General features: G+C 60.7%; 13 protein-coding genes. 2 read left to right on the top strand and 11 right to left on the bottom strand.

Annotated features, from left to right (window positions below):
• Window positions 1-3 precede the first annotated feature (3 nt).
• From pnp to rimP, 8 genes are all read right to left on the bottom strand, one after another.
• Window positions 4-2,151, bottom strand: a complete 2,148-nt coding sequence (pnp, locus tag FHW77_RS11515) for a polyribonucleotide nucleotidyltransferase (protein WP_004439047.1) — start codon at window positions 2,149-2,151, stop codon at window positions 4-6.
• 280 nt (window positions 2,152-2,431) lie between these two features.
• A complete protein-coding gene (gene rpsO / locus FHW77_RS11510; RefSeq protein ID WP_004439050.1) occupies window positions 2,432-2,701 on the bottom strand; it encodes a 30S ribosomal protein S15 in 270 nt (89 codons plus the stop codon).
• Between the two features lie 181 nt (window positions 2,702-2,882).
• Window positions 2,883-3,830, bottom strand: coding sequence for a tRNA pseudouridine(55) synthase TruB (gene truB / locus FHW77_RS11505; RefSeq protein ID WP_004439053.1), 948 nt, complete (start codon window positions 3,828-3,830; stop codon window positions 2,883-2,885).
• 3 nt (window positions 3,831-3,833) lie between these two features.
• Window positions 3,834-4,250 carry a 30S ribosome-binding factor RbfA gene (rbfA, locus tag FHW77_RS11500; RefSeq protein ID WP_004439055.1) on the bottom strand — a complete coding sequence of 139 codons (417 nt, stop codon included), beginning with the start codon at window positions 4,248-4,250 and terminating at the stop codon, window positions 3,834-3,836.
• A 134-nt stretch (window positions 4,251-4,384) separates the two neighbouring features.
• Window positions 4,385-7,120: a translation initiation factor IF-2 gene (infB, locus tag FHW77_RS11495; protein WP_004439058.1), complete on the bottom strand. Its 2,736-nt coding sequence runs from the start codon at window positions 7,118-7,120 to the stop codon at window positions 4,385-4,387.
• A 102-nt stretch (window positions 7,121-7,222) separates the two neighbouring features.
• Window positions 7,223-7,924 (bottom strand): RNA-binding protein, encoded by a 702-nt coding sequence (locus FHW77_RS11490; protein WP_004439062.1) that lies wholly within the window; start codon window positions 7,922-7,924, stop codon window positions 7,223-7,225.
• The gene (nusA, locus tag FHW77_RS11485) at window positions 7,921-9,537 is read right to left on the bottom strand and encodes a transcription termination factor NusA (RefSeq protein ID WP_003524306.1); all 1,617 of its coding nucleotides are present in this window, start codon (window positions 9,535-9,537) and stop codon (window positions 7,921-7,923) included. Before nusA ends, FHW77_RS11490 begins: the two co-directional genes overlap by 4 nt.
• Before the next feature lie 63 nt (window positions 9,538-9,600).
• Window positions 9,601-10,197 (bottom strand): ribosome maturation factor RimP, encoded by a 597-nt coding sequence (gene rimP, locus FHW77_RS11480; RefSeq protein ID WP_004439068.1) that lies wholly within the window; start codon window positions 10,195-10,197, stop codon window positions 9,601-9,603.
• A gap of 287 nt (window positions 10,198-10,484) precedes the next feature.
• On the opposite strand from rimP, the gene FHW77_RS11475 reads away from it, so the two are divergent.
• The gene (locus FHW77_RS11475) at window positions 10,485-12,113 is read left to right on the top strand and encodes an MFS transporter (RefSeq protein ID WP_004439071.1); all 1,629 of its coding nucleotides are present in this window, start codon (window positions 10,485-10,487) and stop codon (window positions 12,111-12,113) included.
• Window positions 12,114-12,276: 163 nt separating this feature from the next.
• Here FHW77_RS11475 and FHW77_RS11470 read toward each other — a convergent pair whose 3' ends face one another.
• Together FHW77_RS11470 and recR are read right to left on the bottom strand one after the other, a co-directional pair.
• A complete protein-coding gene (locus FHW77_RS11470) occupies window positions 12,277-13,542 on the bottom strand; it encodes a lytic murein transglycosylase (protein ID WP_004439074.1) in 1,266 nt (421 codons plus the stop codon).
• 39 nt (window positions 13,543-13,581) lie between these two features.
• Complete coding sequence (recR, locus tag FHW77_RS11465) at window positions 13,582-14,187, bottom strand: recombination mediator RecR (RefSeq protein WP_003507177.1); 606 nt, start codon at window positions 14,185-14,187, stop codon at window positions 13,582-13,584.
• A gap of 37 nt (window positions 14,188-14,224) precedes the next feature.
• Here recR and FHW77_RS11460 point away from each other — a divergent pair, with 37 nt between their 5' ends.
• The gene (locus FHW77_RS11460) at window positions 14,225-14,860 is read left to right on the top strand and encodes an MOSC domain-containing protein (RefSeq protein WP_004439081.1); all 636 of its coding nucleotides are present in this window, start codon (window positions 14,225-14,227) and stop codon (window positions 14,858-14,860) included.
• Between the two features lie 65 nt (window positions 14,861-14,925).
• Here the strand turns inward: FHW77_RS11460 and FHW77_RS11455 are convergent, their stop codons facing one another.
• Window positions 14,926-15,249, bottom strand: a complete 324-nt coding sequence (locus FHW77_RS11455; RefSeq protein ID WP_004439084.1) for a YbaB/EbfC family nucleoid-associated protein — start codon at window positions 15,247-15,249, stop codon at window positions 14,926-14,928.
• Window positions 15,250-15,269: the final 20 nt, after the last annotated feature.

The following is a 15,269-nucleotide window of genomic DNA, read 5'->3' as shown; positions in this document are numbered from 1 at the left end:
GCCTTATTCGGCAGCGGCTTCACCGTCTTCCTTCTTCTTGTCGGCAACGATTTCCTTGCCGGTCTCCTGGTCGACAACCTTCATGGACAGGCGAACCTTGCCACGCTCGTCAAAGCCCATCAGCTTGACCCAGACCTTGTCGCCTTCCTTGACGACGTCCGAGGTCTTGGCAACACGCTCGGAAGCGAGCTGCGAGATGTGGACGAGGCCGTCACGGGCGCCGAAGAAGTTGACGAAAGCGCCGAAGTCGGCGGTCTTGACAACCGTGCCTTCATAGATGGCGCCGACTTCCGGTTCCGCAACGATGGAGTGGATCCACTTGCGGGCCGCTTCGATTTCCTTGCCGGAAGAAGAAGCGATCTTGACGGTGCCGTCGTCTTCGATGTTGATCTTCGCGCCGGTCTTTTCGACGATTTCGCGAATGACCTTGCCGCCGGAGCCGATGACTTCACGGATCTTGTCGACCGGGATGTTCATCACTTCGATGCGCGGCGCAAATTCGCCGAGCTGACCGCGGCTCTCGGTGATGGCGTTGGCCATTTCGCCGAGAATGTGTTTGCGGCCACCCTGTGCCTGCTCCAGAGCGATCTTCATGATCTCTTCGGTGATACCGGCGATCTTGATGTCCATCTGCAGCGAGGTGATGCCGTCAGCCGTACCTGCGACCTTGAAGTCCATGTCGCCGAGGTGGTCTTCGTCACCGAGGATGTCGGACAGAACCGCGAAACGGTCGCCTTCGAGGATGAGGCCCATGGCGATACCGGCAACCGGCTTGGCAAGCGGAACGCCTGCGTCCATCAGTGCAAGCGAGGTGCCGCAGACCGTTGCCATCGACGAGGAGCCGTTGGATTCGGTGATTTCGGAAACGACGCGCAGCGTGTAGGGGAACTGTTCGGCAGTCGGCAGCATCGGACGGATAGCGCGCCATGCGAGCTTGCCGTGGCCGATTTCACGACGGCCCGGAGAGCCCATGCGGCCTGTTTCACCGACCGAGTAGGGCGGGAAGTTGTAATGCAGCAGGAAGCGTTCCTTGTACATGCCGGTGAGGCTGTCGACATACTGCTCGTCTTCGCCGGTGCCGAGGGTCGCAACAACGATCGCCTGGGTTTCACCGCGGGTGAAGAGCGCCGAACCGTGCGTGCGCGGCAGAATGCCGACTTCGGAAACGATCGGGCGAACGGTCGACAGGTCGCGGCCGTCGATGCGGCTCTTGGTGTCGAGAACGTTCCAGCGAACAATCTTGGCCTGAAGGTGCTTGAAGACAGCGCCGATTTCTTCCGGCGTGTACTTGGCTTCGCCTTCTTCCGGCAGGAAGTGCGCCTTCACCTTAGCCTTGACGGCGTCGACGGCGGCGTAACGGGCGGCCTTTTCGGTAATCTTGTAAGCGTCGCGCAGTTCAGCTTCGGCGAGTGCCAGCATCTCGTTTTCGAGAGCGGAAAAATCTTCCGGTTCGAATTCGCGCGGTTCCTTGGCGGCAACTTCGGCGAGCTTGATGATCGCATCGATAACGGGCTGGAAACCGCGGTGACCGAACATGACCGCGCCGAGCATGACGTCTTCGTTGAGTTCCTTGGCTTCCGATTCCACCATCAGGACGGCGTCCTGCGTGCCGGCAACAACCAGGTCCAGAACCGACTCATCCATCTCGTCGAGATGCGGGTTCAGAACATATTCGCCGTTGATGTAGCCAACGCGCGCGCCGCCAACCGGGCCCATGAAGGGAACACCGGAAAGCGTGAGCGCCGCGGATGTGGCGATCATGGAGAGGATGTCAGGATTGTTTTCCAGGTCGTGCTGGATAACGGTGACGACAACCTGGGTGTCGTTCTTGTAACCTTCAGGGAAGAGCGGACGGATCGGGCGGTCGATCAGGCGCGAGACCAGCGTTTCGTTTTCGCTCGGACGGCCTTCACGCTTGAAGTAACCACCGGGGATCTTGCCGGCTGCGTAGGTCTTTTCCTGATAGTTGACGGTGAGCGGGAAGAAATCCTGACCCGGCTTCGGAGACTTAGCGGAAACCACAGTCGCGAGAACCATGGTCTCGCCGTAGGTTGCGATGACGGCGCCATCAGCCTGACGGGCAACCTTGCCGGTCTCGAGCTTCAGCGGGCGGCCTGCCCATTCGATTTCCACGGAGTGTTGATTGAACATATCTTGTCCTTGGTTGTGGCTGCCCGCTCGGTCATCGTGACCGGCCGTGGCAGCGCTGTGACTCAATCACGGGCAAGACAGCGGGAGGCTTGGGCAGGCAAGCATCCGGCAATCCTGCCCCATGACAGGTCTGCGGTTGAAAAAGGCGGCACCGGCCCATCCGGTTCACCCTTATCGCCCCGGGGGCCACATCTGCGGCAAACGCCCGGAAAATCATGCGGCCTGTAGGGCCGGAATTAAAAACCGGCGGGCATCGTTGAGAAGCCCGCCGGAAACCTTATTAGCGGCGAATGCCGAGAGCACCGATCAGCTTGGTGTAACGGGCTTCGTCCTTCTTCTTCAGATAGTCGAGAAGCGAACGACGGCTCGAAACCAGGGTCAGAAGGCCACGACGCGAGTGGTTGTCCTTCTTGTGATCCTTGAAGTGACCGGTCAGGTTGTTGATCCGCTCGGTAAGGATTGCGACCTGAACTTCCGGCGAACCGGTGTCGCCTTCCTTCGTTGCATATTCCTTGATGAGGGCGGCTTTACGCTCTGCAGTAATCGACATCGGACGATCCTTTCAGTTTTAAGGAAAACGGGACGCCTAGAGCCGGGATGTCGTCCAGCTCTGGCCATGAAAAGCGAAGGCAAAGCCCAAGCTGGCGCTGCCTATAAACTATTCCGGGTGCAATGGAAAGAGGCGATTGACAGCGCTCCGCCACGCGTCAGCAAACGCGGGACGGTCCGACTCAGCCGAAAACCCTCTTCGGGCGAAACTCGCCTTCGCCGATTTCGCCAATGGCGACCAGCTTGCCATGCGCCGTAGCGTAGGCTTCCGGATGGCTGGCCGGCGCATCGCGCCCGCGCAGCAGGATAGGGTTGCCCATCTTCAGCCGGTGCGCCTGGTCGTCGTTGATAATAAGGCGGGGAAGGGCGGAAAGCGCTTCGGCCGTGTCGATCAGATAGGCGTCCAGCGCTTCCAGCCGCTCGTCGCGGTCTTCAACGGCTTCCAGCGCGGTGAGCGTTTCGAGCGGCACCATCATGTCTTCACCGAATGGAGCGACCATGGTGCGGCGCAGTTCCGAGATATGGCCGAAACAGCCGAGATCGCGGCCCATGTCACGCGCAAGCGCCCGCACATAAGTGCCTTTGCCACATTCCACTTCGAAATGGGCCGTATCGGCATCCGGGCAGGCCAGCAACGTCAAGCGATGGATTTCCACCTCGCGTGCGGGAATTTCCACGGTCTCGCCGTCACGTGCCAGATCATAAGCGCGTTCACCGGCGATCTTGATAGCGGAGAATTGCGGCGGGGTCTGCATGATCACGCCGGTATAATTGGGCAGAAGATCGCGGATCGCCTGCTCGTCCGGGCGCTGATCGGAAGATTCGACCACTTCGCCTTCCAGATCGTCGGTCGTGCGCTGCTCGCCCCAGGTCACTGTGAATTCGTAGATTTTCCGGCCGTCCATGACGTAAGGCACGGTCTTGGTGGCGTCACCAAGCGCGATCGGCAACATGCCGGAGGCCAGCGGATCAAGCGTGCCGGCATGGCCTGCCTTCTGGGCATTGAACAGCCACTTGATCTTGGAGACGGCCTCGGTAGAGCCGAAATCGAGCGGCTTGTCGAGGATCAGCCAACCGGAAATCGGACGGCCCTTGGGTTTGCGGTTCTGCTGTTTGCGTGGTTTGGACATGCTTCAGTTCTGTTCGTCGTCTTTTTCGTTTGAAGGTCCAAGATCGCGCTGCACTTCGGGCGAGCGTAGAAGCGCGTCGATCTTCTGATAATTGTCGAAACTCGTATCGTCGCGGAAACGCAGTTCCGGCATGTATTTCATCTGCCGGAGCTGCGGGCCGAGGCGGCCGCGCATGAACTTGGCATGGCGGTTGAGTGCCGTGATGATATCGGTGTGGTCGGCAACGCCGAGCGGCGTCACGTAAGCTGTCGCGATCTTGAGATCGGGAGACATGCGCACTTCCGAAATGGAAATGACGGTGCTTTCGATCAGATCGTCGCGGACTTCACCGCGCTGGAGAATCTGGGTCAGGGCGGCGCGCACCTGTTCGCCGACGCGCAGCATGCGTTGGGAAGGGGCCGATGATGTAGCTTTTGCCATGGGTTATGCCTCAAACGGAGCGAGCGCCGGTAAGCCGGCGCCCGACAGTAAAGTCCTGTTTTGCGGCGAGAACGCTCTTTGTTCTATCGCATTTCCGGACGGAAAACCGGGGGTCCACTTTTCCTGGAAATGCTTTAGAGCGTTCTCGTGATGTGTTCGACGCGGAAGCACTCGATGGTGTCGCCGGCGCGGATGTCTTCGTAGTTTTCGAAGGCCATACCGCATTCCTGACCAACAGGCACTTCGTTGACTTCGTCCTTGAAGCGCTTGAGAGTCTTGAGCTTGCCTTCGTGGATGACGACGTTGTCGCGAACCAGACGAACACCCGCGCCACGTTCCACCTTGCCTTCGACGACACGGCAACCCGCGACCTTGCCGACCTTGGTGATGTTGAACACCTCGAGGATTTCGGCATTGCCGAGGAAGGTCTCGCGACGTTCCGGCGAAAGCAGACCCGACATCGCCGCCTTCACGTCATCCACCAGATCGTAGATGATGTTGTAGTAGCGGATCTCGATACCGGCGCGTTCGGAAGCCGTACGTGCCTGTGCATTGGCGCGAACGTTGAAGCCGATGATTGCGGCGTTGGAGGCCTCGGCAAGCGAGATATCCGATTCCGTGATGGCACCAGCACCCGAATGAACGATACGAGCGCGGACTTCGTCGGTGCCGAGCTTGTCGAGCGAAGCGATAATGGCTTCGACCGAACCCTGCACGTCTGCCTTGATGACCAGCGGGAATTCCTTCATTCCCGACGTCTGCAACTGGCTCATCATCTGTTCCAGCGAACCGCGCTGGCCGGTCTGACGTGCGACAGCCTTGTCGCGTGCCAGACGCTGGCGGTACTCGGAAATCTCGCGAGCACGGCTTTCATTTTCGACAACCGCGAAACGGTCACCGGCCGACGGCGTCCCGGAAAGACCGAGAATCTCGACCGGCATGGCCGGACCGGCTTCCTTGACATGTTCGCCCTTGTCGTTGACGAGCGCGCGCACACGGCCCCACTGATCACCGGCAACGATGATCTGGCCGGGCTTCAGCGTGCCCTTCTGAACCAGAACCGTGGCAACGGCGCCGCGGCCGCGGTCGAGCTCGGCTTCGATGACCGTACCTTCCGCCGTGCGGTTCGGGTCCGCCTTGAGGTCAAGGATTTCGGCCTGCAGCAGGATCGCTTCAAGCAGCTTGTCGAGGTTGAGCTTGTTCTTGGCCGAAACTTCGACGTCAAGAACTTCACCGCCCATCGATTCCACGAAGACTTCGTGCTGCAAAAGCTGCTGGCGAACCTTTTCAGGGTTGGCCTCGTGCTTGTCGATCTTGTTGATCGCAACGACGATCGGAACACCCGCCGCCTTGGCGTGGTTGATGGACTCGATCGTCTGCGGCATCACGCTGTCGTCTGCGGCAACCACCAGAACGGCGATATCCGTCGCCTGCGCACCACGGGCACGCATGGCGGTGAAGGCGGCGTGGCCGGGGGTGTCGATGAAGGTGATCTTCTGACCGTTCTTCTCGACCTGATAGGCGCCGATATGCTGGGTGATGCCACCGGCTTCGCCGGCAACAACGTTCGCCTGACGGATGGCGTCGAGAAGCGAGGTCTTGCCGTGGTCGACGTGACCCATGATCGTCACGACGGGCGGACGCGGCAGCATTTCGCCTTCGTCGTCCGCCTGGTTGAAGATGCCTTCTTCCACGTCGGATTCGGAAACGCGCTTGACGGTGTGGCCGAATTCGACCGCAATCAGTTCCGCCAGATCGGCGTCGATCACGTCGCCCGGCTTCATCATCTGGCCTTCCTTCATCAGGAACTTGATGACGTCGACGGCACGTTCCGACATGCGCTGCGACAGTTCCTGAATGGTGATGGTTTCCGGCAGGATCACTTCGCGCATTACCTTTTCACGGGTCTCCTGCATCTGGCTGCGGCGGAACTTTTCCTGCCGGCGGCGCATGGATGCCATGGAGCGGCCACGCGGCGTACCGTCTTCATCCAGGTTGGACGAGGTAACGGTCAGCTTGCCACGGCGGCGTTCTTCTTCTGTCTTCAGGCGTGCAGCCGGCTTGGCCGGCGCCGGCGCTGCAACCTTGCCACGGACTGGCAGGTTACCACGGCGTGCACCGCGATCGTCCTCCTCGTCGCCGTCAGTGCGGCGACCGCGCGGAGCGGCGGTTTCGGTGGCCGGGCGGGCAGGGGCAGCGGCGGGCTGAGGACGAGCCTCGGCGCGGGGCGCCGGCTGAGCGGCAGAAACCGGCTTCTCAGCGGCCGGTTCGGATTTCGCTTCCGCGGCCGGCTGGCTTGCCGCGAGCTTTGCTGCTTCAGCCTCCTCGGCGGCGCGGCGGGCGGCCTCTTCCTTTTCCGCGGCAATGCGGCGTTCTTCTTCCACCTTGCGGCGAGCCTCTTCTTCGGCGCGCTGCTTGGCTTCAATGACGTCACGGGCCTGCGCTTCCATCAGTGCGCGGCGACGGGCTTCCATTTCACCGGCGGAAAGGTCATGCAGAACATTGCCGCGCGGACGCTCCGGCTGGCGCTGCTGGGGCGCAGACGAGCCGGGACGCTGCTGCTGCGAAGGGGAAGAACCCGGACGCTGCTGCTGGTTGCTGGGCTGGTGGATGCGTGGCTGCGGAGCCTGTGGACGCGGCGCTGCTGCGGCGGGAGCCGCCGGCTTCGGAGCGGGGGCCGCAGCCGAATGTACCTGCTTCTCGTCTTCGGGACGCATGGGGCGGCGCTTGCGTGTTTCCACGACAACCGCGTTGGTGCGACCTCGACCCATATCCTGCCGCACGGTGCCCTGATTCATCCCGCCCGGCTTCAGGGTAAGAGTCTTCTTGGCAGGCGCGTTGAGTGTCTTGTCGTCGTTGTTGTCGGTCATTCCGTTCCCGTTCCTTCGGACGAGAACCGGATGACGTTCATCAGGTCTCGTCGTTCAATTGCTGCATCGGAACGCGGCGACCGTTCATATCGGGCAACCGCGTCATTGTTCTGTCCGGGCAGCGTCGCGTTCCGCATGAGCCCGACCGCCATTGCGGTACTGCTCAAGCATCGTTGCGCGCTTCACTACACCCTCACCCGCCTGCCCTGCAAGCGCGCAGGCATGGATAAAAGCATTCTGGCCCATCAACTCGTCCATTTCGGCTTCGCTAAAGAGCCGGAAGGACGGAATTTCATTGCCGGCATCGCTGCCGAGTGCCCAGGCCTTGCGGGCCTGGTCCAGTTTTCTGACGCCATCGGCCGCAGCGTCGGTCGCGTGAAACACGGCGATCGCGTTCCCGGACCGGACGGCAGCATCGACCTTCGTCGCGCCGCTGATGAACTGGCCCGCCTTGCGCGCCATGTTCATCATGCCAGCCACATGCTGCGCCATCAGACGGTCGAGAAGAGCGAGAAGCTCAGGCCCGGCCTTGACGTCACGTTTCAGAGCCCGCGCGAAGAGCTTCTTCGCGATGGCTTTCTCGATCAGGGCGCGCTCGGGTGTCACCCAGCAGCCGCGTCCCGGCAATTGGCGTTTCAGGTCCGGAACGACGTCGCCGTCCGGGCCTGCGACGAAGCGGATCAGCTCATCTGGCGATCCGCTCTGCCGTGTCACAATGCACATACGTCCATTGACGTCGCCTTTGATCCGCCCGTCATCGTCAGTCTCGGGCAGCTCGTCCGGCTCATGCGCCTGCGATGTCATTCCTGCTCGGCGGTATCCGCCTCCTCGGCAGCTTCCGCATCGGCTTCCTGTTCGGAAGCGAGCTCTTCGGCGGTGATCCAGCCTGCCAGAAGGCGAGCCTGCACCACCATGTTCTCGGCCTCGACGCGCGAAACATCGAGCTTGGAGAAGATGCCTTCGAACTTCTTCGTCTCGCCGTCCTTGCGCTCGCTCCAGCCAACGAGATCGTCCGCTGCGCAGCCGGCAAAGTCTTCGATGGTCTTGATGCCGTCTTCGCCGAGCGCAACCATCATCTGCGAGGTCAGGCCGTCGATCTGGCGCAATTCGTCGGAAACGCCGAGTTCCTTGCGCTTGGCGTCCATTTCGGCTTCCAGGCGTTCCAGATATTCGCGGGCGCGGGTCTGGATTTCATCGGCGGTGTCTTCGTCGAAGCCATCGATCGAGGAGATTTCGTCGAGATCCACATAAGCCAGTTCTTCAACCTGCGCGAAGCCTTCCGAAGCCAGAACCTGGCCGACCATTTCGTCGACGTCGAGCGCTTCCATGAACAGGGCCGTACGCTCGTTGAATTCCTTCTGACGGCGCTCGGATTCTTCCTGCTCGGTCATGATGTCGATGTCCCAGCCGGTCAGCTGCGATGCCAGACGCACGTTCTGACCGCGGCGGCCGATGGCGAGCGACAGCTGCTCGTCGGGAACGACCACTTCGATACGCTCGGACTCTTCATCCAGAACGACCTTGGCGACTTCCGCCGGCTGCAGGGCGTTGACGATGAACGACGCCGGCTCCTGGCTCCACGGAATGATGTCGATCTTTTCACCCTGGAGTTCGCCGACGACGGCCTGAACGCGCGAACCGCGCATACCGACGCAGGCGCCGACCGGGTCGATCGAGCTATCGTTCGAGATGACGGCAATCTTGGCGCGTGAGCCAGGATCACGGGCAACCGACTTGATCTGGATGATGCCGTCGTAGATCTCAGGCACTTCCATGGTGAAGAGCTTCACCATGAACTGCGGATGGGTACGCGACAGGAAAATCTGCGGGCCACGCTGTTCGCGGCGAACGTCGTAGACGTAGGCGCGTACGCGATCGCCGTAGCGCATGTTTTCGCGCGGGATCATCTCGTCACGACGGATAATGCCTTCGCCACGGCCGAGATCGACGATGACGTTGCCGTATTCGACGCGCTTGACGGTGCCGTTGACGATTTCGCCGATACGGTCCTTGAACTCGTCATACTGGCGGTCACGCTCGGCCTCGCGCACCTTCTGCACGATGACCTGCTTGGCGGACTGGGCAGCGATACGGCCGAAATCCATCGGTGGCAGCGGATCGGCAATGAAGTCGCCGAGCTTGGCGTCCGGGTTGCGGTCGCGGGCAAGCTCCAGCGGGATCTGGGTCGAATAGTCCTCAGCCGCTTCGACAACTTCCAGAAGACGCTGCAGGCGGATTTCGCCGGTCTTGGAGTTGATGTCGGCGCGGATATTGGTTTCCGAACCATAGCGCGAGCGGGCGGCTTTCTGGATAGCGTCGGCCATTGCGGCAAGCACGATTTCGCGGTCGATGACCTTTTCGCGCGCCACAGCATCGGCGATCTGCAGAAGCTCAAGCCGGTTAGCACTCACTGCCATTTTTTTATCTCCGTAAGTCGCATAATTGCGGGGATCGCCCGTTTTCCGGGCTTTACGTTGGAATTAGTCTTCGTCTGCTTCGTTTTCGTCGTTCTGGTTTGCGGCAGCGGCCTTGGCCGCCTTGTCTGCCCGCAGCGCATCACGAATAAGGTCGTCCGTCAGAATGAGCTTCGCATCGGAAAGCGCAGTGAACGGAATAACGACTGTCGGCTCTTCGCCATAAGCGATCTGGTCGCGTTCCAGCTTGAAACCGTCAGCATCAACCTCAACGATCTTGCCGCGAAACCGCTTGCGGTTCTCGACCAGAATGGAGGTTTCGACCTTCACCAGATGGCCCTGCCAACGGGTGAAATCCGATTTGCGAACCATCGGCCGGTCGATGCCGGGCGAGGAAACTTCAAGATGATACGCTTTATCGACCGGATCTTCCACATCAAGAACCGGTGAAATGGCCATGGAAATGGCTTCACAGTCCTCAACGGTCATCGTGCCGTCTTCCCGTTCCGCCATCACCTGCAGCGTCATGCCGTTCTGATTGGAAAGCCGCACGCGCACCAGAACATAGCCCATACCCGTCAGAACGGGTTCGATGATCTCGGCAATACGCTGGTCGATGCCGGTTTCGGTTATAAGTCGCGGTTCGTGTGCGGTGTCTGCCATCTGGCCTTCCGGTTTTGGATTGTCGCCGGGCTTTCAGCCCTCTGTTTCCGGTTCGCCTAACGAAAAAGAGCGGAGCCTTGCGGCCCCACTCTTCATCAAGCGATCAAGAATTTCAGTGGTCATATAGACCCATCGGTGCAGGATTGCAAGGTTTTCGCGGGGAGACTCGCTTCCGCTGCGCCCTCGGCCATATTTTCACCCTTCCCGTGCGGGAAAGGCTGGCATGATTTTCGGCACTGTCTATAGTTGCCGTTTGATAAATCGCAGTTGCATCAAGTGGACAGAGCGTGCCTGACCGTAAATCGCCACTCGCGCCTTTAAGGCATTTGACTTACAGACGAATCTGGATCGCGAGCCTTGCCTCAAATTTCGGCGGACTGATCCAGGCGGTGGGCGCCGCATGGATGATGACGTCGCTCTCCAGTTCGGAAAACATGATCGCGCTGGTGCAGGCCTCCACCTCTTTGCCTATCATGCTGTTCTCGCTGATTTCAGGCGCGCTGGCCGATAGTTTCGACCGCCGCCGCATCATGATTTCGGCGCAGCTGCTGATGCTGACGGCGTCCGTGCTGCTTACCGTTTTTGCCTGGTCCGGCTGGCTCACGCCCTGGCTGCTGCTTTTCTTTACCTTTATGATCGGCTGTGGCACGGCCCTCAACAATCCGTCCTGGCAGGCCTCCGTCGGTGAAATGGTGCCGCGCGAGGATTTGCCTGCCGCCGTCACGCTGAACAGTGTCGGCTTCAATATTACCCGCAGTGTCGGCCCGGCCATCGGCGGTATCATCGTCGCCGCCGCCGGTGCGGCCGCCGCATTTTTCGTGAATGCGCTGAGCTATTTCACGCTGATCTACGCCCTGTTTCGCTGGCAGCCGCCCAAATATGCCTCGACCCTGCCGCGGGAGCAGCTTCTGGCCGCCATTTCGGCCGGCATGCGTTATGTGGCGATGTCGCCCAATATCGGCAAGGTGCTGGTGCGCGGCTTCCTTTTCGGCCTTTCCGCCAGCGCCATCCTCGCCTTGATGCCCATCGTCGCCCGCGACCTGGTGGAGGGCGGCCCGCTGACCTATGGCGTCATGCTGGGTGCCTTCGGCGTCGGCGCCATCGGCGGCGCGCTGATCAGCGCGAGATTGCGCGAGGTGCTGTCCAGCGAATGGATCGTGCGCGTCGCATTTCTAGGCTTCGCCTTCAGCGCCGGCGTAACGGCGGTGAGCACGAGCGCGATCATCACGTCACTGGTGCTGACCGTTGCCGGCGCCTGCTGGGTGCTGGCACTGTCGCTCTTCAATACCATTGTCCAGCTCTCCACCCCGCGATGGGTGGTTGGCAGGGCGCTCTCGCTTTACCAGACGCTCACCTTCGGCGGCATTGCGGTCGGCAGCTGGCTGTGGGGTGAGCTGGCGGAAGATTACGGCATTTCCTATTCGCTGCTCTGTTCCTGCGCACTGATGCTGCTCGGTGTCGTCGTCGGCCTCAAACTCGCCATGCCAGCCTTCGCCTCGCTCAATCTCGATCCGCTCAACCGTTTCGTGGAGCCGCCGCTGAGACTGGACATCAAGCCGCGCAGCGGCCCCATCGCCATCCTCATCGATTATGAAATCCATGACGAGGATCTCGGCGAATTCCTGCCGCTGATGGCCGAGCGCCGCCGCATTCGCATTCGTGACGGCGCGCGCAACTGGAACCTGATGCGGGATCTCGAAAACCCCGACATCTGGACGGAAAGCTACCACGTGCCGACCTGGGTGGAATATGTCCGCCATAATCACCGCCGCACCCAGGCAGATGCAGAGGCCTGGGACCGGCTGCTGGAGCTTCACCGCGGCAAGACGCGGCCACGGGTGCACCGGATGATCGAACGTCAGACCATCCCGCCAACCGACGATATCTTTCACAAGCCTCATACCGATCAGCATTGAGAGACGATGGGTAAGTGAGTGGCGATGCCCTTCCCACACTCTCCCCGTCATCCTCGGGCCTGTCCCGAGGATCCAAACACCTATCATTAAATCAATCGGTTGCAGATGCTCGGGACAGGCCCGAGCATGACGGAGGAGAGGTTTTCACACGTTGCCAGCAACGCTACTTCAGCTTCGCCTTCAACGTCGCATCGGGAAAGCAGGTTGGAGCGAGCCCGTTTTTCGACTGCCAGTCCCCAAGCGAGCGGCGCGTCTTGAAACCGGCGAGGCCATCTGCCTTGCCGACATCGTAGCCCTTGGCGACCAACGCCTTCTGCATCGCTAAAACATCCGAGCGCAGCATCGATCCGACATTGCCCCATTCCCCCTTGAACGGCCCCGCCCCGTGGGCGATGCGGTCAGCGAGATTGCCGATGAAAAGCGCATAGAGATCGGAATTATTATATTCCTTGATGACGTAGAAATTCGGCGTCACCACAAATTCCGGCCCGTGTCGCCCAGCCGGGACCAGCATCATGCCATCGGCAGAGAGGTCATTGGCCGGGAAGGCTTTTCCGGAAATACGTGTGATGCCCATTTTCGCCCAGTCCGCCACAGGTCGTGCGAGATCAGGCCCTTCCTGCGCGCAGGAAACATTGGCGGGGATCGAGACTTCGAAACCCCAGTCGCGATTACGTTGCCAGCCGCGCTGAGAAAGATAGTTAGCTATGGATGCCAACGCGTCCGGCACGGAGTTCCAGATGTCACGGTGGCCGTCGCCATCAAAGTCCACGGCATATTTCAGATAGCTCGACGGCATGAATTGCGGCTGGCCGAGCGCACCGGCCCAGGAGCCCATCATGCGAGAGGCCGCGATATCGCCACTCTCGACGATCTTCAGCGCATCGATCAACTCGGCGCGAAACATCTCCTTGCGGGTAGACATATAGGCTTTTGTGGCCAGCACATCGACGACGGAATGCGGCAGCTTGGCTCGGCCGAAACCGGATTCGCGGCCCCAGATCGCAACGACGATATCACCCGGCACACCGTATTTCGCCTCTATCCGGCGCAGCGTCGCCGCGTGGGTGGAAGCAAGCGAACGCCCGGTGGCGGCAAGACCCTGCAGCCGCTTTTCCGAGAAATAGGCGCCGGGCGAGGAAAATTCCGCCTGGCTCTGGCTCTGCTCCTTTGGCGGCTTCTGGCCGGGAATGACGAGATCGGGCAGGTTCCAGCTGATGGAGAGACCGCTGAGCGTGGCCTCAAGCGTCCTTTGTGAAATGCCGGCCTTGCGGGCTTCCGGCCAGATTTCCTTTTTCAGCCAGGCATTAAATTCGGCATCATATCGGGCTGCCGCTGCTCCTGTCGGTGCCGATTGCGCCAACGCCGTCGTTGCTGAAAAAAAGGAAAGAAGGGCAGCCAGTGCCTTCGGGGCAAAACGGTTTCGCATTCGGTCTCCTCTTTGAATGACGGGGAGGGAGGGGGGACTTCAGATTGTCGTTCGCGCCCGAAGCGCGGCCGTCAAAGTGCCCTCGTCGAGATAATCGAGTTCACCGCCCACCGGCACGCCATGCGCAAGCCGGGTGATCTTGATGTCGAGACCGGAGAGGCGGTCGGTGATGTAATGGGCGGTTGCCTGCCCTTCCACCGTCGCATTGACGGCGATGATGAGCTCGCGAATGCCGCCGGCGCTCACACGGTCGATCAGGCCCTTGATGTTCAGGTCCTCGGGCCCGACCCCGTCGAGCGGCGACAGCGTGCCCCCCAGCACGTGATAGGCGGTGTTCATCGCACCCGTCCGCTCCAGCGCCCAGAGATCAGACACATCTTCCACCACGATGATGACCGACTGGTCGCGCCGGTCGTCGGCGCAGACGGTGCAGGGGTCTATCGTATCGACGTTGCCGCAGCAGGAGCAGATCTTCACCTTGTCATAGGCCTCGCCCATGGCATGGCCCAGCGGCCCGAGAAGCTGTTCCTTCTTCTTGATGAGATGCAGTGCTGCCCGCCGCGCCGAGCGGGGCCCAAGCCCCGGCACTTTTGCCAGGAGCTGGATCAGTTTTTCGATTTCGGGGCCGGTGACTCGTTTTGCCATGAGCGCTTTCTACTGCATAAATCGGGAAACGGGAATCATGAAGCGCAAAGGGTTGTCCATGAAAATCAGGGCGGTGTGCCGGGGCGAGGCGAAAAGGCTGCCGGGAAAGACCTCGAAGACGGGCATCTTCAAACACGCCGTGCAGGGTCCCGTCATGGTCGATGCGGAAGGCATCGTCAGTGACGCCGTCTGCAATCGCAAACATCACGGCGGGCCGGATCAGGCGATTTACGTCATGGGCTCCGCCGATCTCGACTTCTGGTCCCGCTCTCTGGGCTTTGCGGTCGAACCCGGGTTTTTTGGTGAGAACCTCGTTCTTGATGGTGTCGACAGCGCAAAACTCCACGTTGGCGACAGGTTCTCGGCAAATGACGTTGAGCTGGAAGTGACCGCCGCCCGCATTCCCTGCGCCACACTGTCGGTTCGCATCGGCGATCCCGATTTCGCACTGCGTTTCCGTCGGGCGGGCCAACCGGGGTTCTACTGCCGGGTGCTGAAAGGCGGCATGTTGGCTGCCGGGGAGGATATCGTGTTCAAACCCTATCGAGGATTGAAGCTGCCAATACCGACCATTCTGCAGCGCTTTCGCCCCATGCAGCTCAACGCAGCCGAACGCCGGGCCTTTCTGGAAACGCCGCTGGCGAGCCGGTTTCGCGCGATGCTGGAAGCTTGAAGCCGGCCATGGGACAAGGAGGGCGCCCGCTCCATGCGCTTCGCCCTCTCTTTAGATCGGTTATATCAGAACGGCAGCTTCATGCCGGGCGGCAGCGGCAGGCCGGCGGTCAGCCCAGCCATCTTTTCCTGCGCCTGCGCTTCGCCTTTCTGCTTGGCGTCCTTATGCGCTGCGACGATCAGGTCCTCAAGGATTTCCACCTCGTCTTCCTTCAACAGCGAGGGATCGATTTTCAGGCCGCGCATTTCGCCCTTGCCGTTCAGAATGACGGTTACCAGACCGCCGCCAGCACGCCCCTCGATTTCGAGCGCAGCGATTTCTTCCTGCACCTTCTCCATCTTGGCCTGCATTTCCTTGACCTTGCCCATCATGCCCATGATGTCACGCATGTGCCAATCTCCTGTTCTTT

The organism is Agrobacterium sp. RC10-4-1 (assembly GCF_014138475.1).
In the GTDB taxonomy this organism is placed as follows: domain Bacteria; phylum Pseudomonadota; class Alphaproteobacteria; order Rhizobiales; family Rhizobiaceae; genus Agrobacterium; species Agrobacterium pusense.
Note: the sequence above shows the minus strand (reverse complement) of the source record. Positions and strands in the feature narration are given on the sequence as shown.

Coding starts and splice junctions, on each gene's coding strand:
- rpsO (WP_004439050.1), bottom strand. CDS start 2,701: ATGTCGATTACTGCAGAGCGTAAAGCCGCCCTCATCAAGGAATATGCA.
- recR (WP_003507177.1), bottom strand. CDS start 14,187: ATGGCAAAACGAGTCACCGGCCCCGAAATCGAAAAACTGATCCAGCTC.
- pnp (WP_004439047.1), bottom strand. CDS start 2,151: ATGTTCAATCAACACTCCGTGGAAATCGAATGGGCAGGCCGCCCGCTG.
- rbfA (WP_004439055.1), bottom strand. CDS start 4,250: ATGGCAAAAGCTACATCATCGGCCCCTTCCCAACGCATGCTGCGCGTC.
- FHW77_RS11470 (WP_004439074.1), bottom strand. CDS start 13,542: ATGCGAAACCGTTTTGCCCCGAAGGCACTGGCTGCCCTTCTTTCCTTT.
- nusA (WP_003524306.1), bottom strand. CDS start 9,537: ATGGCAGTGAGTGCTAACCGGCTTGAGCTTCTGCAGATCGCCGATGCT.
- FHW77_RS11490 (WP_004439062.1), bottom strand. CDS start 7,924: ATGACATCGCAGGCGCATGAGCCGGACGAGCTGCCCGAGACTGACGAT.
- FHW77_RS11455 (WP_004439084.1), bottom strand. CDS start 15,249: ATGCGTGACATCATGGGCATGATGGGCAAGGTCAAGGAAATGCAGGCC.
- infB (WP_004439058.1), bottom strand. CDS start 7,120: ATGACCGACAACAACGACGACAAGACACTCAACGCGCCTGCCAAGAAG.
- FHW77_RS11460 (WP_004439081.1), top strand. CDS start 14,225: ATGAAGCGCAAAGGGTTGTCCATGAAAATCAGGGCGGTGTGCCGGGGC.
- truB (WP_004439053.1), bottom strand. CDS start 3,830: ATGTCCAAACCACGCAAACAGCAGAACCGCAAACCCAAGGGCCGTCCG.
- rimP (WP_004439068.1), bottom strand. CDS start 10,197: ATGGCAGACACCGCACACGAACCGCGACTTATAACCGAAACCGGCATC.